Raw genomic sequence first — 20,463 nt, 5'->3', positions numbered from 1 at the left:
CCCCTCACGCATGCGGCTACTTCTTCTTCGCGCCGCGCTTCTCGCGCACCCGCACGGAGATGTGGATCGGCGTGCCCTCGAAGCCGAACTCCTCGCGCAGCCGGCGCTCGATGAAGCGGCGGTAGCCCGCCTCGATGAAGCCGGAGGCGAACAGGACGAACCGCGGCGGCTTGGTGCCGGCCTGGGTGCCGAACAGGATGCGCGGCTGCTTGCCGCCCCGGACCGGGTGCGGGTGGGCCGCGACCAGCTCGCCGAGGAAGGCGTTGAGGCGGCCCGTGGGGACACGGGTCTCCCAGCCGGCCAGAGCGGTCTCGATCGCGGGGACCAGCTTCTCCATGTGCCGGCCGGTGCGCGCGGAGACGTTGACACGGGGCGCCCAGGCGACCTGGGCGAGCTCGGTCTCGATCTCGCGTTCGAGGTAGTAGCGGCGCTCCTCGTCGAGGGTGTCCCACTTGTTGAAGGCCAGGACGACCGCGCGGCCCGCCTCGACGGCCATGGTGACGATCCGCTGGTCCTGCACCGAGATGTTCTCGGAGGCGTCGATCAGGATGACCGCGACCTCGGCCTTCTCCACCGCCGCCGCGGTGCGCAGCGAGGCGTAGTAGTCGGCGCCCTGCTGGAGGTGGACGCGCTTGCGGATGCCGGCGGTGTCGACGAACTTCCAGGTGATGCCACCGAGTTCGATCAGCTCGTCGACCGGGTCGCGGGTGGTGCCGGCGATCTCGTTGACGACGACGCGCTCCTCGCCCGCCACCTTGTTGAGCAGGGAGGACTTGCCGACGTTCGGGCGGCCGATGAGGGCGATCCGGCGGGGTCCGCCGACCCCCGCGCCGCCGAAGGTCTGCTCGGGCGCGTCGGGCAGCGCCTCCAGGACGGCGTCCAGCATGTCGCCGGTGCCGCGGCCGTGCAGGGCGGAGACCGGGTGCGGCTCGCCGAGCCCCAGGGACCAGAGGTAGGACGCGTCGGCCTCGCCGCTGGGTCCGTCGACCTTGTTGGCGGCCAGCACGACCGGCTTGCCGGCCTTGCGCAGCAGGCGTACGACCGCCTCGTCGGTGTCGGTCGCGCCGACCTTGGCGTCGACGACGAAGACGACCGCGTCGGCCGCCTCGATCGCGTACTCGGCCTGGGCCGCCACGGAGGCGTCGATGCCGAGGACGTCCTGCTCCCAGCCGCCGGTGTCGACGACCTTGAAGCGGCGGCCCGCCCACTCGGCCTCGTAGGTCACGCGGTCCCGGGTGACCCCGGGCTTGTCCTCGACGACGGCCTCGCGGCGGCCGATGATGCGGTTGACCAGAGTCGACTTGCCGACGTTCGGGCGGCCGACGACGGCCAGGACGGGCAGCGGGCCGTGACCGGCCGCCTCGATGGCACCCTCGACATCCTCGATGTCGAAGCCCTCTTCCGCGGCGAGCTCCATGAACTCCGCGTACTCGGCGTCGCCGAGCGCCCCGTGGTCGTACTCGTGCTCAGCCGAGTCGCCGGGCTGGATGTGGTCGCTCATGAAGTCCGTACCTCGTCGTTCATCGTGGTGATCGGTGGACCGCACCCTCTATGGGCTCCCATATGGGCTGATCCACTACTAAGTCTCGCCTAGCGTCCGGTCAGACGCCTGGCGTTTTCCAGGTGGCCGGCGAGCTGCTTCTGGATGCGCTCGGTGGCCTCGTCCAGGGCCTTGCGGGTGCGTCGGCCGGTGCCGTCGCCCGCCTCGAAGGGGTCGCCGAAGACGACGTCGACGCGGGAGCGCAGCGGGGGCAGCCCTTTTATCAACCGCCCCTGCCGCTCGGAGCTTCCCAGCACGGCCACCGGGACGATGGGCGCCCCGGAGCGCACCGCGAAGTAGGCGAGCCCGGCGCGCAGTGCGGCGAAGTCGCCGTCGCCCCGGCTGCCCTCGGGGAAGATGCCGAGCACTCCCCCGGCCTCCAGGACGCCCAGCGCCCGGGTGATCGCCATGCGGTCGGCGGACTGGCGGTCCACCTTCAGCTGGCCGATCCGGGTCAGGAACGGGTCGAGCGGCCCGACGAACGCCTCCTTCTTGATGAGGAAGTGCGTCGGTCGGGGCGACACGCCCATGACCATCGGGCCGTCTATGTTGTGGGAGTGGTTCACGGCGAGGATCGCCGGGCCGTGCGCGGGCAGCTTCCAGGAGCCGAGCACGCGCGGCTTCCACAGCCCGTACATCAGGCCGACTCCGATGCGGCGCCCGGTCTCGGCGCCCCGCTGCGACGGAACGCTCACTTCCCGGCCCGCTTCTCCTCGACGAGGGTGACGACGCACTCGATGACCTGGGCCAGCGTCAGCTCGGTGGTGTCCACCTCGACCGCGTCGCCGGCCTTGGCGAGCGGCGAGGTCTTGCGGGTGGAGTCGGCCGCGTCCCGCTTGACCAGAGCCTCGCGGGTGGCGTTGACGTCGGCGCCCTTCAGCTCGCCGCTGCGGCGGGCCGCACGGGCCTCCGGGGAGGCCGTGAGGAAGACCTTCAGGTCGGCGTCGGGCAGCACGGTGGTGCCGATGTCCCGGCCCTCGACGACGATGCCGTCCACGGCGGCGCGGGCCAGCGACCGCTGCAGCTCGCTGATCCGGGTCCGCACCTCGGGTACCGCGCTGACCGCGCTGACCTTGGAGGTGACCTCCTCGGTGCGGATCGGGCCGGCGACGTCCACACCGTCGACGGTGATCGTCGGCTTGACCGGGTCGGTCCCCGAGACGATCTCCGGCTTGCCGGCCACCGCGGCGATCGCGGTCGGGTCGGTGAGGTCGATGCCGCTGGTCACCATCCACCAGGTGATGGCCCGGTACTGGGCGCCGGTGTCCAGGTAGCTCAGGCCGAGCTGCTCGGCCACGGCCTTGGACGTGCTCGACTTGCCGGTGCCCGAGGGGCCGTCGATCGCGACAATCACGGGCTTTACGGCGCCGTTTTCCACGGGGGGACACCTTCCGGGTGCAGGGTGGTGGGTGGTGTACGGGCGGCAGTGCGCCCCGCACAAGGTTACCGGCCCCCGGGACCGCCGTTTTCAGCGCTACTGCCGCAGTGCCCAGCCCCGGTCCCGCAGCGCCGACGTGAGCACGGGCACGGCCTTCGGCTCCACCCAGAGCTGGACGTGGCCGGCCTGCTGGCCGGTCGCGTGCTCGATCCGCACATCCTCGACGTTGACCCCGGCCGCCCCGGCGTCCGCGAAGATCCGGGCCAGCTGACCGGGCTGGTCGTCGATGAGCACCGCCACGACCTCGTACGCCCGCGGCGCCGACCCGTGCTTGCCGGGCACCCGGACCTGACCGGCGTTGCCGCGGCGCAGCACGTCCTCGATACCGGCCCCGCCCGCGCGCCGCTTGTCGTCGTCGGAGGACTGCAGGGCGCGCAGGGCGCGGACCGTCTCGTCGAGGTCGGCGGAGACGTCGGCGAGCAGGTCGGCGACCGGGCCGGGGTTCGCGGAGAGGATGTCGATCCACATCCCGGGGTCGGAGGCGGCGATCCGCGTCACGTCCCGGATGCCCTGTCCGCACAGCCGTACGGCCGACTCGTCGGCGTGCTCCAAGCGGGCCGCGACCATGCTGGAGACCAGGTGGGGCATGTGGGAGACGAGGGCCACCGCGCGGTCGTGGGCGTCGGCGTCCATGACCACCGGGACGGCCCGGCAGTGCGAGACCAGCTCCAGGGCGAGGTTCAGCACCTCGGTGTCGGTGTCCCGGGTGGGGGTGAGCACCCAGGGCCGGCCCTCGAAGAGGTCGGCGGTGGCGGCCAGCGGCCCGGACTTCTCCCGGCCGGACATGGGGTGCGTGCCGATGTACGACGTCAGGTCCAGGCCGCGCTCCTCCAGCTCCCGGCGCGGGCCGCCCTTGACGCTGGCCACGTCGGCGTAGCCGCGCGCCAGGCCCCTGCTCATCGCGTCCGCGAGGACGGCGGCCACATGGGCGGGCGGAGCGGCGACGAGCGCCAGGTCGACCGGCCCCTCGGGCGCCTCGTCGGTGCCGGCGCCGAGCGCGGCCGCGGTACGGGCCTGCTCGGGGTCGTGGTCGGCGAGGTGGACGACGACGCCCCGCTGGACGAGGGCGAGTGCGGCGGACGTACCGATCAGGCCGGTGCCGATGACGAGCGCGGTTCTCACTGGGCGATGTCCTTGCGCAGAGCGCCCGCGGCACCGAGGTAGACGTGACTGATGTCGGCGCGCGGCCGGTCGGACTCGATGTGCGCCAGTATCCGGACGACCCGGGGCATGGCGCCCGCGATGTCCAGCTCCTGGGCGCAGATCAGCGGTACGTCGACGATGCCGAGCTTGCGCGCGGCGGCCGCCGGGAAGTCGCTGTGCAGGTCGGGGGTGGCCGTGAACCAGATGCTGATCAGGTCGTCGGTGGTCAGCCCGTTCCGCTCCAGGACGGCCGTGAGCAGCGCTCCGACCTGCTCGTCCATGTGCCCGGCCTCGTCCCGCTCCAGCTGGACGGCCCCCCGGACCGCTCGTACCGCCACGGCACCGCTCCTGTTCTGACGTCGGCCTCTTGATCCGTCCAGCCTAGTCAGCTCGCCGTCGGGCCCGTGCGCCGCGCCCGCCCGCTGAGACGAGGCCGTTGCCTGCCATGGCCCCAATGTCACGTGTAGTACCCCATTCCGCTACTTGGGGCGAAACACGCCTGTGCGCCTCTTTACGCCGGGCCCGTCGATCCGCTCTGATGGCAGGCAGACCCGCCTCGGGGGAGGCCCGCCATGAAACGTCCCGGTCCCTTGCTGACCCTGCTCGCGGGTCTGCTGCTCGGCCTGTTCATGCTGACGCTCAACGCGACGACGGGGACGAAGACCGCTTCGTCGTCCTACCAGGAGAAGTCACCGAGCCCGGCACCGACGAAGACCACGGTGTCCCCGATCCCGTTGCCATCGCCGTCCGCGTCTGCGTCTGCGTCTGCGTCTGCGTCGAAGATCGCCGACGCCTCATACGCAGGCCGTACCGCCGACGACTCGTCCTCCGTCGCCGTCTCGGTCCGCGACGGCAGGGCGATCGCGTACTTCTGCGACGGGCACAGCAAGGAGTCCTGGCTCAAGGGCCGGGTGAACGCCGACGGCAGCATGAAGCTGACCGGCAGCCACGGCGCCGTACTGAACGGCACGCTCCAGGACAACCGGCGCATTCGCGGGGCCGTCGACCTGGACGGCGGCCACTACGCCTTCACCGCCCAGCGGGCCGTCAAGGGGTCGGGGCTGTACCGGGCCACGGCGACCGTGCGGGGCGCGAAGGTCGACGGCGGCTGGATCGTGCTCGCCGACGGCCGCCAGGTCGGCATCGTCGACCGCGACGGCAAGCCCTCGGCCGCACCCCGCATCGACCCGGAGACCGGTGCCGTGACGGTCGACGGACAGCAGCTGACGGCGAACCCAGTCGTCCCCTGACACCCGGCCGTGACCCGAGGGAGCCGACCATGACCGTCGACCCGAACGCCGCCACCCAGAGCTGGCCGTCGCCCGAGCCGAACCATCGCCGCCCGCACCCCGCCCGCTATCTCGTCCCCGTCCTGGTGGCCGCCGCGGTCGCGGTCGCCCTCGGTGTGTACGGCAGGGTCCACCAGCCGACCGGGACCGCCTTCAACCTCGCGGGTTTCAGCAGCACCCGCGCGGTGAAGTCCTGGCTCGCCTCGACCGCGTTCTTCTTCGCGCTCGTCCAGCTGGTCTCCGCGCTGATGATGTACGGCAGGCTGCCGGGACCTCGCTGGGCGTCGGCGCTGCACCGCTGGTCGGGGCGGATCGCGTTCCTGGTCGCCGTACCCGTGGCGGTGCACTGCCTGTACGCGTTGGGCTATCAGACGTACGAAACGCGCGTTTTGTGGCACTCCATCCTGGGTTGCTTCTTCTTCGGTGTTTTCAGTGCCAAGATGCTGCTGCTCCGCTCGGAGCGACTCCCCGGCTGGCTGCTGCCGATCGTCGGTGGGCTGGTGTTCGCCGTGCTCACGCTCGTCTGGCTGACGTCCGCCTTCTGGTTCTTCCGCACGTTCGGGGTGACGACATGACCGACGGCTCCACTCGGCGCAGCGTGCTCACGACGGGTACCGCGGCGCTCGCCGCGACCTGCGTGGGATGCAGCAACTACAGCGACAACGGCTCCTCCGGCTCGTCCGAGACGCCCGCCTCGTCCGGGGCGGCGAGCGCGGCCGCCGGGAAGGTGCTGGCGCAGACGAGCGAGATCCCGGAGGGCGGCGGCACGATCTTCAAGGACCAGAAGGTCGTGGTGACCCAGCCGGCGAAGGGCGAGTTCAAGGCCTTCTCGGCGATCTGCACGCACATGGGCTGCACGGTGAACCAGGTGACGGACGGCACCATCGACTGCCCCTGCCACGGCAGCAAGTACCACATCGCCGACGGCTCGGTCGCGCACGGCCCGGCGACCAGGCCGCTGCCGGCCGAGTCGATCACGGTGAGCGGAAATTCGATCACCCTGGGGTGACCGGCCACATACGCTCCTGGGCATGGAGCCCGAGGACCTGGTACGCGACCACACGATCTACGCCTGTGTCATGGGGTCGCGGGCCTTCGGTCTGGCCACGGAGGACAGTGACACCGACCGCCGGGGTGTGTTCCTCGCCCCCACTCCCCTGTTCTGGGGCTTCGAGCAGCCGCCGACGCATGTCGAGGGGCCGGGCGAGGAGCGGTTCTCCTGGGAGCTGGAGCGGTTCTGCGAGCTGGCGCTGCGGGCCAACCCGAACATCCTGGAGTGCCTGCACTCGCCCCTGGTCGAGCACCTCGACGACACGGGCCGCGAGCTGCTCGCACTGCGCGCCGCCTTCCTCTCCCGGCGCGCCCACGACTCCTTCACCGGCTACGCCCTCGCCCAGCGCCGAAAGCTCGACGCCGACGTCCGTGCGCACGGCGCCCCGCGCTGGAAGCACGCGATGCATCTGCTGCGGCTGCTGACGAGCGCCCGTGACCTGCTGCGCACCGGCGAGCTGACGATCGACGTCGGCGACCGGCGCCCGGAGTTCCTGGCGGTGAAGCGGGGCGAGATCTCCTGGACGGAGGTCGAGTCCCGGATGGCCCGGCTGGCCGCGGAGACCGAGCGGGCGCTGCACGGCACCCCGCTCCCGGCGGAGCCGGACCACGCGCGCGTGGCCGACTTCCTGTTCCGGACCCGCCGGACCTCGGCCCTCCGGACGCACGCGGACCACCGGGTGGTGCCGGGCGCCGGGCGCACCGGGCGGCGCTGACCCGGCTCAGGAGTCCCAGAGCGCGCCCAGGGTCATCAGGTCGCCCCGGTACTCGATCCGGTCGGCCCACTCGGTCGGCCAGGCGTCCTCGCCCAGCCAGGCCCCCGCGAAGGCCCCGGTGAGGCACGCGATCGAGTCCGAGTCGCCGGAGGAGCAGGCGGCCCGGCGCAGGGCGAGCACCGGTTCGCTGGGGAAGAGCAGGAAGCAGAGCAGACCGGTCGCCAGGGCCTCTTCGGCGATCCAGCCGGCGCCGGTGGCCAGGCACGGGTCGGCCTCCGGCGAGGCGGTGCGCACGGCCTCCTGGAGCCGGTCGAGGATCTCCAGGCACTCGTCCCAGCCGCGCGCGATGAACTCCTCGGGGGTCGCGTCCTGGCTCCGCGTCCACAGGTCGCCGAGCCAGGTGCGGTGGTGGCGGGTGCGGTTCTCGCGGGCGTACGACCGCAGCCGGTCGACGAGCTGGTCCGGTTCGGTCCCCTGCGCGAGCAGCCGTACGGCACGCGCGGTGAGGTCGGAGGCGGCCAGCGCGGTGGGGTGGCCGTGGGTGAGCGCTGCCTGCAACTGGGCGGCGCCGGCGCGCTGTTCGTCGCTCAGCCCGGGGGCGAGCCCGACGGGCGCGACCCGCATGTTGGCGCCGCAGCCCTTGGAGTCGATCTGGCTGGCGTCCTGCCAGAGACGCCCCTCCTCCTTCAGGAGGTTGCAGGCCCGCAGGCAGGTCCGGCCGGGCGCCCGGTTGTTCTCGGGCGACTGGTACCAGTTCACGAACTCCTCGCGCAGCGGCCGCTCCAGCCGCTTGGGCGCGAGCACTCCGCGGTCCATGGCGGTGCGCATCGCGTGTCCCACGGCGATGGTCATCTGGGTGTCGTCCGAAACGAAGGCCCGCTGCGGCAGCTCCATCTCCCGCCACGGACCGAACTTGGCGAGGATGGACGGCACGTCGTTGAACTCGGTGGGGAAGCCGAGCGCGTCCCCGAGGGCGAGACCGATCAGGGAGCCGGTGGCGGCGCGTTTGTCGCCGATGTTGCTGGTCATGCGGGGCGTCCTTCCCGGGACGGGCGGAGCAGGGGCGGGTGGAGCGCGGTGGCGGTGCCCGCGCGGTAGAGGGCGGCCGGTTTGCCGCGGCCGCCGGTCAACCGGGCGGCGCCGGGGGCGGGTTCGACGAAGCCGGGGGTGGCGAGCACCTTGCGGCGGAAGTTGGGGCGGTCCAGCGCGACGCCCCACACGGTCTCGTAGACGTTCTGCAGCTCGCCGAGGGTGAACTCGGGCGGGCAGAAGGCAGTGGCGAGACAGCTGTACTCCAGCTGCGCGCCGACCCGTTCATGAGCGTCGGCCAGGATCCGGACGTGGTCGAAGGCTAGCGGCCGGCCCGGGTCGTACGGCAGCCAGCGTGCCTGTGCCGCGTCCCCGCCGCCGTGCGGCTCGGGGGCGTCGGGCAGCAGCGCGGTGAAGGCGACGGAGACGACCCGCATCCTCGGGTCGCGGTCGGGCTCGCTGTAGGTGCGCATCTGCTCCAGGTGCAGTCCGGACACGTCCGACAGGCCGGTCTCCTCGGCGAGTTCCCGCCGGGCCGCCGTCTCGGCCGACTCCCGCGGCAGCACGAAGCCGCCGGGCAGCGCCCACTGTCCGGCGTATGGCTCCTGCCCGCGCTCGACGAGCAGCACGTGCAGGGCTCCGGCGCGGAGGGTGAGGACGGCGAGGTCGACGGTGACGGCGAAAGGTTCGAAGGCGTACTTGTCGTAGCCCTGCATGCGCCCGTCCACCCCCTCGATGATCGATGCAACTAATAGTCTTCACGACTATAAAGAGCGGACAGGGGCCGCGCAAGGCCTCAGCGGCCGCTGGAGCCCCGTTCGCGAATACGACGACGGCCGGTCCCGGACTACCCAGGACCGGCCGCCAGAAAGCCGTACACATCCCTTTACGGGGTTTTGAGACCCCAGACGGGTCTAGAGGTCGACTTCCTTCATGAGCATCCCGACCTCGGTGTTGGACAGCCGGCGCAGCCAGCCCGACTTCTGGTCGCCGAGGGTGATCGGCCCGAAGGCGACCCGCACCAGCTTGTCGACCGGGAACCCGGCCTCCGCCAGCATGCGGCGGACGATGTGCTTGCGGCCCTCGTGCAGGGTGACCTCGACGAGGTAGTTCTTGCCGGTCTGTTCGACGACCCGGAAGTGGTCCGCGCGCGCGTACCCGTCCTCCAGCTGGATGCCGTCCTTGAGCTTCTTGCCGAGGTCGCGCGGGATCGGGCCGACGATGTGCGCGAGGTAGGTCTTCTTCACGCCGTACTTGGGGTGGGTCAGCCGGTGCGCCAGCTCGCCGTGGTTGGTGAGCAGGATGACACCCTCGGTCTCGGTGTCGAGCCGCCCCACGTGGAAGAGCCGGGTCTCCCGGTTGGTGACGTAGTCGCCGAGGCACTGCCGCCCGTCCGGGTCCTCCATGGTGGACACCACGCCGGCCGGCTTGTTCAGCGAGAAGAACTGGTACGCCTGCGTGGCGACGGTCAGTCCGTCGACCCTGACCTCGTCCTTCTCCGGGTCGATCCGCTTGCCCTGCTCCAGGACGATCTCGCCGTTGACCTCGACCCGGGCCTGTTCGATCAGCTCCTCGCAGGCGCGCCGGGAGCCGTAGCCCGCGCGGGCGAGGACCTTCTGCAGCCGCTCGCCCTCCTGCTCGGCGCCCGGGAAGGTCTTGGGGAGCTTCACGTCCGGCTTGCCGGCGTACCGCTCGCGGTTGCGCTCCTCGGCGCGGGCGTCGTACTCACGCGAGGTGGCGGGCGCCGACCGCCCGCGCCCGGTGCCCTGCCCCTGCCTGGGGCCGCCCTTGGCACCGCCGCGCGCCGAGGCGCCACGACCCGACTTCGGGCCGTCCTGGGTGGCACCGGGGCCTACGTCGTAGCGCCGCTCCTCCGGGCGCGGCTTCTTCGGCCGGCCGGCGCCCTGCTTGTCGTCGCGGGCGTTCCCGGCGCCGCGGTAGTCACCGCGGCCACCGCTGCTCCCGCCGCGGCCGCCGCTGTTGCCACCACGGCTCCCGCCGTTGTTTCCGCTGCTGTTCCTGCCGCTGCTGCTTCGCATCAAAGTTCCGTCTAGTCGTCTGCGTCGTCTGCATCCGGCGCATCGGGTGCGTCCGGATCGAACGACGGTACGCCCTCCTGGGTCTCGGCCTCGATCGCCTCCGCCTCCGGGAGGAAGGGCGCGAGCTCCGGGAGCTCGTCCAGGCCGCGCAGGCCCATCCGCTCCAGGAAGTAGTTCGTCGTCCTGTACAGGATCGCACCTGTTTCGGGTTCCGCGCCCGCCTCCTCGACCAGACCCCGCTGGAGCAGGGTGCGCATCACGCCGTCGCAGTTGACCCCGCGTACGACCGAGACGCGGCTGCGGCTCACCGGCTGGCGGTACGCGACGACCGCGAGGGTCTCCAGCGCGGCCTGGGTGAGCCGGGCCGTCTGGCCCTCCAGGACCAGCCGCTCGACGGCAGGCGCGAACTCGCCCCGGGTGTAGAAGCGCCAGCCGCCCGCGACGAACCGCAGCTCGAAGCCGCGGCCCTGCGCGGTGTACTCCTCCGCCAGCGCCCGCAGCGCCTTGGTGATCGTCTGCTTCGGCCGCTCCAGGAGCTTGGACAGGTGCTCGGCGGTGGCGGGCTCGTCGACGACCATGAGGACGGCCTCCAGGGCCGGCTTGAGGTCGAGTTCGGCGACCGGGCGTAGCCCGGCCGGCAGCTCCGTGGTGTCCTCGCTCACGCCTTGTCCTCCTTGGGCGGCTCGGGCGGCCGGTCGAATTCGTCGGTGACCATCAGCCGGGCCCCGCCGTCCCCGCCGGTCCAGCGCACGATCAGGTCGCCGAGGGCGGTCTCCTGGTCGAGGGCGACGGCCTTCTCCCGGTACAGCTCCAGGAGGGCCAGGAAGCGGGCCACGACGGTGAGTGTGTTGTCGGTGTCCTCGACGAGCACCCGGAAGCTGGCCTCCCCCAGCTCCCGCAGCCGCGCCACCACGATCCCGGCCTGCTCCTGGACGCTGACCAGCGGGGCGTGGATGTGGTCGACGTACACCTGCGGCTTGGGTCGGGGCTGCATCGCCTTGACCGCGAGCTTGGCGAACCCCTCAGGACCGATGCTGATGACGACCTCGGGCAGCAGCTCGGCCAGGTGCGGTTCGAGGCCGACGGTACGGGGCCAGCGGCGGGCCTCGTCGTCCAGGCGCCGGTTGAAGATGTCGGCGATCTGCTTGTACGCGCGGTACTGCAGCAGCCGGGCGAACAGCAGGTCCCGGGCCTCGAGGAGCGCCAGGTCGGCCTCGTCCTCGACCTCGGCGGCGGGCAGCAGCCGGGCGGCCTTGAGGTCCAGCAGGGTGGCGGCGACGACGAGGAACTCGGTGGTCTGGTCGAGGTCCCAGTCCGGCCCCATGGCCCGGATGTGCGCCATGAACTCGTCGGTCACCTTGGAGAGCGCGACCTCGGTGACGTCCAGCTTGTGCTTGGAGATCAGCTGGAGGAGGAGATCGAAGGGGCCCTCGAAGTTGGCGAGGCGGACCTTGAAGACGCCGTCGGGGATCTCGGTGGGGACGGCGCCTTCTGGAGCTTCGGTGCCGGAGGTCCGGGGTTCGACAGCGCCGGGCTCCTCTTCAGGCTCGCCCGCGTTGTGGGCAGGCGTTCCGCTGGGGGTCCCCCCAGGCCCTTCAGGCACTGGGGGAGGAACGGGTGGGCACAACGCACCACCGGCCTCAGCCGGACCCCCGACCTCGGCCACAGGAGCCCCCGGCCCCCGCCCCAGCGCACGCCTGCGGCCGGGACCGGAACCGGAAGCGGGAGCGTCGGTCGAGGTCATAGCCCCCGCAGGCTACCCCTACCGCCCGCGCAGCCGTCGTACGAGGATGCTCGCGTCCCCGCGGGACTCCAGGTCGGCCAGGACCACGGCGACCGCCTCGCGGACGATCCGACCCCGGTCCACGGCCAGCCCGTGCTCGCCCCGGAGCACCAGCCGGGCGTGCTCCAGGTCCATCAGCTCCTCGGCGGAGACGTACACGGTGATCTTCTCGTCGTGCCGCTCGCGCCCGCTGGGCCGCCGGGCGGGAGCCCGGCCGCCGCCCCGCTGCTTGCGGGGCTGCCCCTGCGCGGCGGAACCGGCAGAACCTTCCTGCGCCGCCTGCTGCCGCACGGACCGCTCCGCCGACGGCGCGACCGTGACGGACTGCGCGGCGTGGTTGCGGGACTCCCCGGCGTCGGCCGACTCGGCCTCCGCCGCCACATGCTCCGCGCCCTCGCCGTCGCCGCCCTGCACGGGCACCGACTGGGGCACGTCCTCGGCGGCCGCGGCCGCCGTCTCGTCGCTCTCCCCCGCGGGAGCCGGCACCCGGGCCTCGCCGTTGACCGGGCGCCTGGGCGTGGACGGCTGCAGCGCCATCCCCCCGGTCGTACGGAACAGTTCGTCGGCCCCGGGCAGACTCACTCGGCGTGACACCGGGCGAGCACCTCCCTGGCGAGCTGGCGATAGGCGGCGGCACCGACGGAGTTGGAGGCGTACGTGGTGATCGGCTCACCGGCGACCGTGGTCTCCGGGAAGCGGACCGTGCGGCCGATGACCGTGTGGTAGACGTGGTCGTCGAAGGCCTCGACGACACGGGCCAGGACCTCACGGCTGTGCACCGTGCGCGAGTCGTACATGGTGGCGAGGATGCCGTCGAGCTCCAGCTCCGGGTTGAGCCGCTCCTGGACCTTCTCGATGGTCTCGGTCAGCAGCGCGACACCGCGCAGCGCGAAGAACTCGCACTCCAGCGGCACGATCACCTTGTGGGCGGCCGTCAGCGCGTTGACCGTGAGCAGGCCGAGCGAGGGCTGACAGTCGATCACGATGTAGTCGTAGTCGGGCAGCAGCGGCTTCAGTGCGCGCTGCAGCGTCGACTCTCGGGCGACCTCGGAGACCAGCTGGACCTCGGCGGCCGACAGGTCGATGTTGGAGGGCAGCAGGTCCATGTTGGGGACCGCGGTCTTAAGGAGCACCTCGTCCGCCGCCATGCCCCGCTCCATGAGCAGGTTGTAGACGGTGAGGTCGAGCTCCATCGGGTTGACGCCGAGACCGACCGACAGCGCGCCCTGCGGGTCGAAGTCCACGAGCAGCACCCGTCGGCCGTACTCCGCGAGCGCGGCACCCAGGTTGATGGTCGACGTGGTCTTGCCGACGCCGCCCTTCTGGTTGCACATCGCGATGATCGTCGCGGGGCCGTGACTGGTCACCGGGCCCGGGATCGGGAAGTACGGCAGCGGGCGCCCGGTCGGGCCGACGCGCTCGCGGCGCTGCCGGGCCGCGTCGGGCGCGAGCGTGGCCGCGTACTCCGGATCGGGCTCGTACTCGGCGTCGGGGTCGTAGAAGTGCCCGTCGGGCAGTTCGTCGTAGTCGGCGAACTGGCTGTGGGGCGCGCCACTTCCGTCGCCGGCCATGGCGTTCACGTGATGGCCATCCATGCTCTGGTGTGCTGTCCGCGTGGTCAGCGAACTCTGATGGGCTGCGAAGGTGCGCACCGCGACGGAGCCGACAGCCTCGAACCCCGCGGGACCCTGGTCCCTCACCGGCATTCCTGGTTGACCACCCCCGGGAGAAAATGTCGACTCATTCACAAGTCGTCTTACCTCCTTGGTGACCAGGAAACTTCTAGACAGGTCAGCGTGGCACCATGCCGACAGTCGGCGACTCTATGGCGTGTCGGGTGTTCGCAGCAACACAATCCGCCGTACCCGGCAGGATGTGTCGGCAATGAAACATCCCGCTGTCAAGGGCGTACGGCCGTCGCACAGCAGGTTTCACCGGTGTGCGAATCGGTCGAAGGGTTACGTTCGAGGCGAGTTGACCGCAAGTCGCAAAGTGACCATACACACATCTGGCCGGACCTTGTCGGGCAAGGTCCGGCCGGTTGTGCGCGATTGACGCGTCTTGTTGACGTATCGCCTTTACGAAAAGGTGACTTGCCTGCCGGGTCCTGCTCAGCCGATCAGCGTGTCGAGGTCCACGTGCTCCAGGCCGTGCGCCTCGGCGACCTCCTTGTAAACGACCTTGCCGTCATGGGTGTTGAGGCCCTTGGCGAGCGCGGCGTCACGGCGCAGCGCCTCCGCCCAGCCGTTGTCCGCCAGCGACACGATGTACGGGAGCGTGGCGTTGGTGAGCGCGTAGGTGGAGGTGTTGGGCACCGCGCCGGGCATGTTGGCGACGCAGTAGAAGACCGACTCGTGGACCTTGAAGGTCGGCTCGGCGTGCGTGGTGGGGCGCGAGTCCTCGAAGCAGCCGCCCTGGTCGATCGCGATGTCGACAAGGACACTTCCCGGCTTCATCCGGGAGACCAGCTCGTTGGTGACGAGCTTCGGGGCCTTGGCGCCCGGGATGAGCACCGCGCCGATCACGAGGTCGGCCTCCAGGCAGGCCTTCTCCAGCTCGAAGGAGTTGGACATGACGGCCTTGACCTTGGTGCCGAAGATCCGGTCGGCCTCGCGCAGCTTGTTGATGTCGCGGTCGAGCAGGGTCACGTCGAAGCCCATGCCGATGGCGATCTGCACGGCGTTCCAGCCGGAGACGCCGCCGCCGATGACGACGGCCTTGGCGGGCAGCACGCCCGGGACACCGCCGGGCAGGACGCCACGGCCGCCGGCGGCGCGCATCAGGTGGTAGGCGCCGACCTGGGGGGCGAGCCGGCCGGCCACCTCGGACATGGGCGCGAGCAGCGGGAGCGCCCGGTTCGGCAGCTCGACGGTCTCGTAGGCGATCGCCGTGGTGCCGGACTCCAGGAGGGCGTCCGTGCACTCCTTGGAGGCGGCCAGGTGCAGGTAGGTGAAGAGGGTCTGGTCCTTGCGGAGGCGGTGGTACTCCTCCGCGATCGGCTCCTTGACCTTCAGCAGCAGGTCGGCGGTGGCCCACACCTCGTCCGCGGTGTCCAGGATCGCGGCCCCGGCGGCGATGTACTCGTCGTCCGGGATCGACGAGCCGACACCGGCGCCACGCTCGATGACGACCTGATGGCCGTGGCGCACCAGCTCGTGCACGCCGGCCGGGGTGATGGCCACCCGGAACTCGTTGTTCTTGACCTCGCGGGGGATGCCGACCTTCACGTGGATCACGGTCCTTGGCTCAGAGGGTGTGGGGGCATAGACGCACATACCCGGCATGCGGCGGCATACCAGGAGACACCGCGGAAGAACCGGCGGCAGAGCCAGTTTAATGAAGGCGTTCCGACTGTCTAGCCTTTCATTGCATCAATCTTGGCCGGAAGCACTACGGATTTCGTAGGCGTTAGCGTCATGTTCCGGGTCGGAGTCCAGGTCCGAGGGGTCCGCAGGGTCGAGAGACTCATCACTCAGCATGCGCTCGGCGGCCGAGCGGTGCAGGCTCGCGGCGATGGAGTCACCGAGGCGCTCCAGCGTGTCGGCGAGTCGCAACTGGAGCGCCGCCTGGAGCCGGGCGTCCTCGGCGCGGCGCGCCCACTCCACCGCCTCCTGGCAGGTGCGCAGCGACTCCTCGGGCCGGCCGGCGTACTCCTGAACCCGGGCCAGCTCGCTCAACGCCCTTGCCTGCGCGGCCACATCACCGTTCTTGCGGTGGCCGGAAACCGCCGCCCGCCAGGACCGCAGCGCCTCCCCGTAGCGGCCCGCGTAGGTGTGCGCGCCGGCGATGCGGCCGTAGAGCCGGGCTGCCTCGGCACGCTCGTCGCGGGCCAGGCGCTCGGCGAGGGCGCGGCCGAACCAGTCGGCGGCCCGGTCGTAGTCCCCCAGCTCCTGATAGGAGCCACCTACGGATTCCATTGCGCGACCGGTCGCGTACGGGTCATTTGCGTTGCGTCCGGCGTCCAGCGCAGACCGATAGCGCACCAGTGCATCTGCCGTACGCCCGGTCTGCGCGTCCAGGTCGCCGAGGTTCAGCAGTGCGGCGGCCTGCTCCCGGGGCAGGTCGCGGCGCTCGGCGACATCGAGGACGAGCCGGTGGATGCCGTACAGGTCGGGGGCCGCGGCCTGGGTACCGAGGTGCGCCACCATGGCCTTGACCAGCTGTGCCATCAGGCGGCGGGCCAGCGTGTCGAGCTCGCCGTCGGCGACCGCGGCGCGGGCGGCGGCCAGCAGGGCCGGGCGCCGGATGCGCAGCCAGTCGGCGGCGGCCCGGGGGGTGGGGAAGCGCAGCTCCCGGGGCAGGGCCTGGAGCTTCTCGCGGGCCTGCGGGTTGTCGGTCTCGGTGATCGCCCGGCAGGACTGCAGCAGCCGTACCGTGCGCTCCAGCATCCGGGCGCGGGCCAGCTGGAGCTCGCCGGCCCGCTCCTGGCTCTCGGCCAGCACCCGGAGCAGCGGGTGCAGGCAGCCGGGGACCACGTACTGGGGCAGCGGGGAGGCCACCGGGTGCAGCAGGCCGAGGCGGACCAGCTCGTCCAGGGTGATGCGGGCGGTGTCGACCGAGCAGCCGGCCAGGGAGGAGGCGGTGTGCGGGTCGACCAGGCCGGCCGGGGCCAGGCTGAGGAGGCGCAGTATCCGCGCGGACTGGCCCGGCAGCTGGTCGTGCACGAACCGGAAGACCCGGGCCAGCGCCGTACCGTCGTCCGCCTCCGCGTGCAGGCGTTTGGCGAGGTCGGAGACGGCCGCCTGGGGGCGGGCGGCGAGCCAGCCGCCGGCCAGGGCGAGCGCGGCGGGCTGCGCCTGGCACACCTCGACCAGCGACTCGGCGGAACGGGGATCGACGGTGATGCGGACCGAGCCGGTGTACCGGGTGAGGAGTTCCACGGCCGACTTGGTGTCCAGGCCGCCCAGGGTGCACGGGCGGACGTCCGAGATCCCGGTGAGCGGGCCGCCGGAGACGGCGACGGCCAGGCAGTCCGGGGTGTCCGGGAGCAGCACGTCGACCTCTTCGGCGCCCGGCGCGTCGTCGAGCAGGAGCAGCATCCGGCGCTTGGCGAGGGCGGTGCGCAGGGCGTGGGTGAGGTCGTCCGCGGCGGCGCCGGCCGGGGTCGGCAGCCGCAGCGCGGTGAGGAGGTCGCGGGCGGTGCGCTCGACCGGGACCGGGGTGCCGTCGGGCTCGGCGAGGCGGGCGCGCAGCACCCCGTCGGGGTAGCGGGGGACGACCTGCCGGACGAGCTCCTCGGCGACGGCGGTGCGGCCGGAGCCGGGCCTGCCCGCGATCAGCAGCACCCTGGCGCGGGGGGCCTTGCGGCCGGCGATGGTGTCCAGGCCCGCGCGCTCGATGTCGGCGCGCAGTTCCTTCAACTCCCTTGTACGGCCCAGGAACCGGTCGTCCGTGGCCGCGGGCGCCGACCGCCGTGCGCCGCCTGTGTCCACCGCCTGATCCGTCACGGGCCACACTCCCGTCCCACCGCACACGCAGGCCCGCCGGGGCTCCGGTTCGGGCGTTTCGGCTCAATCGCATCGAGCCTAGTTCACGTGCGAGGACGTTCCTGGCAGAGCGCGGCGGGCACATCGCCCGATCGGATCAGGCGATGGTCACACCGGCACGCTCGAAGGGCGGACACAGGCCCCGGGAACGTGGCTCAGGACTCGAAGGGGCGGGCCGGCCAGGGCGCGTCGGCCGGGCGCAGCGCGTCGAGGCCGTCGCCGTTGCGGGCGGCGACCAGGGAGAGGACGCCCGTCACGAGGCAGTTGTTGTGCAGATCGCCGGCGAGGAGCAGGCGCACCAGTTCGTCGACCGGCACCCGCGCGTACTCCAGGTCGATCTCCTCGTGCTCCGTCTCGAAGCGCTCCCCCTCGGCCTCGGAGAGATCACGGGCGAGGAAGATCCGTACGGCCTCGTCGCAGCCGCCGGGGGTGGTGTACAGGTCGGTCAGCACCCGCCAGTCCTCGGCCTTGACATGGGCCTCCTCGTACAGCTCGCGCTGGGCGGCGTGCAGCGGGTTCTCACCGGGGATGTCGAGCAGACCGGCCGGGATCTCCCAGAGCTTCTGCCGGACCGGGTGCCGGTACTGGCGGATGAGCAGCACGCGGTCCTCCTCGTCGAGGGCGAGGACGGCGACCGAGCCGGGGTGGACCTGGTAGTCGCGACGGACCACCGTGCCGTCGGGCATGACCACCTCGTCCGTACGGACGGAGGTCTTGTTGCCCACGAAAGGGGTCTCCGTCGCCCGGATCTCCCACTCCTCGGGGGTGTCCTTGATCGTCATGCCGAACCCTTCCAGACGTACGCGGAAAAAACCGGGGTGCGCACCTTTGAAGGTATGCACCCCGGCCACCGTACAACTGGTGTGTTACTTCGAATTCTCCTGCTCGACGGCGCCCTGCTGACGCGCGACCGCGGCCTTCACCAGGCCCGCGAAGAGCGGGTGCGGGCGGGTCGGGCGGGAGCGCAGCTCCGGGTGCGCCTGGGTGGCGACCAGGTAGGGGTGGACGTCGCGCGGGTACTCGACGTACTCGACGAGCTTGCCGTCCGGGGAGGTGCCGGAGAACTGGATGCCGGCCTTCTTCTCCAGCTCCGCGCGGTAGGCGTTGTTCACCTCGTAGCGATGGCGGTGCCGCTCCTCGACGTACTCCTTGCCGTCGTAGACCTCGCGCACGATGGAGCCCTCGGCCAGCTTGGCCGGGTACATGCCGAGGCGCATGGTGCCGCCCATGTCGCCCTCACCGGCGACGATGTCGAGCTGCTCGGCCATGGTGGAGATGACCGGGTGGCCGGTGGCGGAGTCGAACTCGGTGGAGTTGGCGTCCGGGATGTCGGCCAGGTTGCGCGCGGCCTCGATCACGATGCACTGCAGGCCGAGGCAGAGGCCGAGCAGCGGGATCCGGTTCTCTCGGGCGTAGCGGATGGCGCCGACCTTGCCGAGCACACCGCGGTCGCCGAAGCCGCCCGGGATGCAGATGCCGTCGACGTCGGAGAGCTGCGCGGCGGCGCCCGCCGGCGTCTTGCAGTCGTCCGACGTGACCCACTTGATCTTCACTCGGGCCTTGTTGGCGAAGCCGCCGGCGCGCAGCGCCTCGGTGACCGAGAGGTAGGCGTCGGGCAGGTCGATGTACTTGCCGACCAGCGCGAGGGTGATCTCGTGGTCGGGGTTGTGGACGCGGTCGAGCAGGTCGTCCCAGGTCCGCCAGTCCACGTCGCGGAACGGCAGGTCCAGCTTGCGGACGACGTAGGCGTCCAGGCCCTCGCCGTGCACGGTCTTCGGGATGTCGTAGATCGAGCGGGCGTCCGGGCAGGCCACGACCGCGGCCTCGTCGACGTCGCACATCAGCGAGATCTTGCGCTTGATGGCGGTCGGCACCTCACGGTCGCAACGCAGGACGATCGCGTCCGGCTGGATACCGATGTTCCGCAGGGCGGCCACGGAGTGCTGGGTGGGCTTGGTCTTCAGCTCGCCGGACGGGCCGATGTACGGCAGGAGCGAGATGTGCACCACGAACACGTTGTCCCGGCCGACCTCGTGGCGGACCTGGCGGACCGTCTCCAGGAACGGCAGCGACTCGATGTCGCCGACCGTGCCGCCGACCTCGGTGATGACCACGTCGACCTCGTCGGTGGCCATGCGGCGGATGCGGTGCTTGATCTCGTTGGTGATGTGCGGGATGACCTGGACGGTGTCGCCCAGGTACTCGCCGCGCCGCTCCTTGGCGATCACCGTGGAGTAGACCTGACCCGTGGTGACGTTGGCGGAGCCGTCCAGGTCGCGGTCGAGGAAACGTTCGTAGTGGCCGATGTCCAGGTCGGTCTCGGCGCCGTCGTTGGTGACGAACACCTCACCGTGCTGGAAGGGGTTCATCGTGCCCGGGTCGACGTTCAGGTACGGGTCGAGCTTCTGCATCACGACGCGCAGGCCCCGGGCCTTGAGCAGCATGCCCAGGCTGGAGGCCGTCAGGCCCTTGCCGAGCGAGGAGGCGACACCCCCGGTGACGAAGATGTGCTTGGTCGTCGTGGCTGCGCTGTTTCTAAAAGCATGCGGCGGCATGGCCAAGAGGGGGCTCCCGTGGTCGCGGTCTGTCGTGCGGTACGGCTGCCGTCCTGGAGTTTCCGGGGTGGTGCCGTCGCTGCGGTTCGGGGGTTTCGTGCCCACCGGTCCACGGGCTACCAGGGTATCAGCGCCGCGGAGAGATGGCTTCCGGCCACGCTCCGTACACACGTCGGCACAGACGTGGGGCCTGCCTTACCCGCATTTCACCCAGGGCTCACCCGTTCGGCCCACACGGGTTGCCCGGAGCGGCACGCAGATCATCTACGTGCGTCGTATCCTGCTCGGACACTCGCTGCCGAGCCCGGCCGGAAAACACGGCACACCCCCGCCCGTCACCCCCGGAACAACGAGAGCTTGGCAGTTCGTTGAGCTATGACTGTCGTTTTGCCTCA

20 protein-coding genes are annotated in these 20,463 nt (G+C 71.3%); 4 read left to right on the top strand and 16 right to left on the bottom strand.

Features of this window, described 5'->3' with window-relative positions; translation table 11 throughout:
* Positions 1 to 16: 16 nt before the first annotated feature.
* From der to aroH, 5 genes are all read right to left on the bottom strand, one after another.
* On the bottom strand, positions 17 to 1,501 hold the full coding sequence (der, locus tag ACFWPS_RS47490) for a ribosome biogenesis GTPase Der (protein WP_383718787.1): 1,485 nt from the start codon (positions 1,499 to 1,501) through the stop codon (positions 17 to 19).
* Positions 1,502 to 1,590: 89 nt separating this feature from the next.
* Entirely contained in the window at positions 1,591 to 2,178 is a 588-nt protein-coding gene (locus tag ACFWPS_RS47485) for a lysophospholipid acyltransferase family protein (RefSeq protein WP_383718799.1), read from the bottom strand.
* A gap of 53 nt (positions 2,179 to 2,231) precedes the next feature.
* On the bottom strand, positions 2,232 to 2,918 hold the full coding sequence (gene cmk / locus ACFWPS_RS47480; RefSeq protein WP_383718785.1) for a (d)CMP kinase: 687 nt from the start codon (positions 2,916 to 2,918) through the stop codon (positions 2,232 to 2,234).
* A gap of 96 nt (positions 2,919 to 3,014) precedes the next feature.
* On the bottom strand, positions 3,015 to 4,100 hold the full coding sequence (locus ACFWPS_RS47475) for a prephenate dehydrogenase (RefSeq protein ID WP_383718782.1): 1,086 nt from the start codon (positions 4,098 to 4,100) through the stop codon (positions 3,015 to 3,017).
* Positions 4,097 to 4,459 (bottom strand): chorismate mutase, encoded by a 363-nt coding sequence (gene aroH, locus ACFWPS_RS47470; protein WP_383718779.1) that lies wholly within the window; start codon positions 4,457 to 4,459, stop codon positions 4,097 to 4,099. The genes ACFWPS_RS47475 and aroH overlap by 4 nt, the downstream gene beginning before the upstream one ends.
* 234 nt (positions 4,460 to 4,693) lie before the next feature.
* Here aroH and ACFWPS_RS47465 point away from each other — a divergent pair, with 234 nt between their 5' ends.
* Genes ACFWPS_RS47465 through ACFWPS_RS47450 form a run of 4 tightly spaced genes read left to right on the top strand, consistent with a single transcriptional unit; the run spans position 4,694 to position 7,176 of the window.
* Complete coding sequence (locus tag ACFWPS_RS47465; RefSeq protein WP_383718776.1) at positions 4,694 to 5,371, top strand: hypothetical protein; 678 nt, start codon at positions 4,694 to 4,696, stop codon at positions 5,369 to 5,371.
* A gap of 29 nt (positions 5,372 to 5,400) precedes the next feature.
* Positions 5,401 to 5,985 (top strand): DUF6529 family protein, encoded by a 585-nt coding sequence (locus tag ACFWPS_RS47460; RefSeq protein WP_383718773.1) that lies wholly within the window; start codon positions 5,401 to 5,403, stop codon positions 5,983 to 5,985.
* Positions 5,982 to 6,419, top strand: a complete 438-nt coding sequence (locus tag ACFWPS_RS47455) for a Rieske (2Fe-2S) protein (RefSeq protein ID WP_383718772.1) — start codon at positions 5,982 to 5,984, stop codon at positions 6,417 to 6,419. Before ACFWPS_RS47460 ends, ACFWPS_RS47455 begins: the two co-directional genes overlap by 4 nt.
* Before the next feature lie 22 nt (positions 6,420 to 6,441).
* Positions 6,442 to 7,176 (top strand): DNA polymerase beta superfamily protein, encoded by a 735-nt coding sequence (locus ACFWPS_RS47450; protein ID WP_383718770.1) that lies wholly within the window; start codon positions 6,442 to 6,444, stop codon positions 7,174 to 7,176.
* A gap of 6 nt (positions 7,177 to 7,182) precedes the next feature.
* Here the strand turns inward: ACFWPS_RS47450 and ACFWPS_RS47445 are convergent, their stop codons facing one another.
* The 11 genes from ACFWPS_RS47445 to ACFWPS_RS47395 all read right to left on the bottom strand — a co-directional run bounded on the left by ACFWPS_RS47445 (position 7,183) and on the right by ACFWPS_RS47395 (position 20,068).
* The gene (locus ACFWPS_RS47445) at positions 7,183 to 8,205 is read right to left on the bottom strand and encodes an ADP-ribosylglycohydrolase family protein (protein WP_383718767.1); all 1,023 of its coding nucleotides are present in this window, start codon (positions 8,203 to 8,205) and stop codon (positions 7,183 to 7,185) included.
* A complete protein-coding gene (locus tag ACFWPS_RS47440; protein ID WP_383718796.1) occupies positions 8,202 to 8,921 on the bottom strand; it encodes an NUDIX domain-containing protein in 720 nt (239 codons plus the stop codon). The genes ACFWPS_RS47445 and ACFWPS_RS47440 overlap by 4 nt, the downstream gene beginning before the upstream one ends.
* Positions 8,922 to 9,119: 198 nt before the next feature.
* The gene (locus tag ACFWPS_RS47435; RefSeq protein WP_383718764.1) at positions 9,120 to 10,244 is read right to left on the bottom strand and encodes a pseudouridine synthase; all 1,125 of its coding nucleotides are present in this window, start codon (positions 10,242 to 10,244) and stop codon (positions 9,120 to 9,122) included.
* Positions 10,245 to 10,255: 11 nt separating this feature from the next.
* Entirely contained in the window at positions 10,256 to 10,906 is a 651-nt protein-coding gene (gene scpB / locus ACFWPS_RS47430) for an SMC-Scp complex subunit ScpB (protein ID WP_383718761.1), read from the bottom strand.
* Positions 10,903 to 11,988, bottom strand: a complete 1,086-nt coding sequence (locus ACFWPS_RS47425; protein WP_383718759.1) for a segregation and condensation protein A — start codon at positions 11,986 to 11,988, stop codon at positions 10,903 to 10,905. Before ACFWPS_RS47425 ends, scpB begins: the two co-directional genes overlap by 4 nt.
* Before the next feature lie 18 nt (positions 11,989 to 12,006).
* The gene (locus ACFWPS_RS47420) at positions 12,007 to 12,621 is read right to left on the bottom strand and encodes a hypothetical protein (RefSeq protein WP_383718756.1); all 615 of its coding nucleotides are present in this window, start codon (positions 12,619 to 12,621) and stop codon (positions 12,007 to 12,009) included.
* The gene (locus ACFWPS_RS47415; RefSeq protein ID WP_089102947.1) at positions 12,606 to 13,733 is read right to left on the bottom strand and encodes a ParA family protein; all 1,128 of its coding nucleotides are present in this window, start codon (positions 13,731 to 13,733) and stop codon (positions 12,606 to 12,608) included. Before ACFWPS_RS47415 ends, ACFWPS_RS47420 begins: the two co-directional genes overlap by 16 nt.
* A gap of 405 nt (positions 13,734 to 14,138) precedes the next feature.
* Positions 14,139 to 15,263: an alanine dehydrogenase gene (ald, locus tag ACFWPS_RS47410; protein ID WP_383718753.1), complete on the bottom strand. Its 1,125-nt coding sequence runs from the start codon at positions 15,261 to 15,263 to the stop codon at positions 14,139 to 14,141.
* A gap of 135 nt (positions 15,264 to 15,398) precedes the next feature.
* On the bottom strand, positions 15,399 to 17,474 hold the full coding sequence (locus tag ACFWPS_RS47405) for a tetratricopeptide repeat protein (protein ID WP_383718750.1): 2,076 nt from the start codon (positions 17,472 to 17,474) through the stop codon (positions 15,399 to 15,401).
* 194 nt (positions 17,475 to 17,668) lie between these two features.
* Positions 17,669 to 18,295: an NUDIX domain-containing protein gene (locus ACFWPS_RS47400; RefSeq protein ID WP_383718747.1), complete on the bottom strand. Its 627-nt coding sequence runs from the start codon at positions 18,293 to 18,295 to the stop codon at positions 17,669 to 17,671.
* An 84-nt stretch (positions 18,296 to 18,379) separates the two neighbouring features.
* Entirely contained in the window at positions 18,380 to 20,068 is a 1,689-nt protein-coding gene (locus ACFWPS_RS47395; RefSeq protein ID WP_383718794.1) for a CTP synthase, read from the bottom strand.
* Positions 20,069 to 20,463 lie beyond the last annotated feature (395 nt).

This window comes from Streptomyces sp. NPDC058457, assembly GCF_042720695.1.
Classification (GTDB): Bacteria; Actinomycetota; Actinomycetes; order Streptomycetales; family Streptomycetaceae; genus Streptomyces.
Note: the sequence above shows the minus strand (reverse complement) of the source record. Positions and strands in the feature narration are given on the sequence as shown.

Bases quoted from the DNA above. Each gene is read 5' to 3' on its own strand.
- ACFWPS_RS47450 (WP_383718770.1), top strand. From the start codon at position 6,442: ATGGAGCCCGAGGACCTGGTACGCGACCACACGATCTACGCCTGTGTC.
- ACFWPS_RS47465 (WP_383718776.1), top strand. From the start codon at position 4,694: ATGAAACGTCCCGGTCCCTTGCTGACCCTGCTCGCGGGTCTGCTGCTC.
- ACFWPS_RS47400 (WP_383718747.1), bottom strand. From the start codon at position 18,295: ATGACGATCAAGGACACCCCCGAGGAGTGGGAGATCCGGGCGACGGAG.
- ACFWPS_RS47455 (WP_383718772.1), top strand. From the start codon at position 5,982: ATGACCGACGGCTCCACTCGGCGCAGCGTGCTCACGACGGGTACCGCG.
- ACFWPS_RS47395 (WP_383718794.1), bottom strand. From the start codon at position 20,068: ATGCCGCCGCATGCTTTTAGAAACAGCGCAGCCACGACGACCAAGCAC.
- ACFWPS_RS47445 (WP_383718767.1), bottom strand. From the start codon at position 8,205: ATGACCAGCAACATCGGCGACAAACGCGCCGCCACCGGCTCCCTGATC.
- ACFWPS_RS47440 (WP_383718796.1), bottom strand. From the start codon at position 8,921: ATGCAGGGCTACGACAAGTACGCCTTCGAACCTTTCGCCGTCACCGTC.
- der (WP_383718787.1), bottom strand. From the start codon at position 1,501: ATGAGCGACCACATCCAGCCCGGCGACTCGGCTGAGCACGAGTACGAC.
- ACFWPS_RS47485 (WP_383718799.1), bottom strand. From the start codon at position 2,178: ATGTACGGGCTGTGGAAGCCGCGCGTGCTCGGCTCCTGGAAGCTGCCC.
- ACFWPS_RS47415 (WP_089102947.1), bottom strand. From the start codon at position 13,733: ATGCCGGTGAGGGACCAGGGTCCCGCGGGGTTCGAGGCTGTCGGCTCC.
- ACFWPS_RS47460 (WP_383718773.1), top strand. From the start codon at position 5,401: ATGACCGTCGACCCGAACGCCGCCACCCAGAGCTGGCCGTCGCCCGAG.
- ACFWPS_RS47425 (WP_383718759.1), bottom strand. From the start codon at position 11,988: ATGACCTCGACCGACGCTCCCGCTTCCGGTTCCGGTCCCGGCCGCAGG.
- ACFWPS_RS47435 (WP_383718764.1), bottom strand. From the start codon at position 10,244: ATGCGAAGCAGCAGCGGCAGGAACAGCAGCGGAAACAACGGCGGGAGC.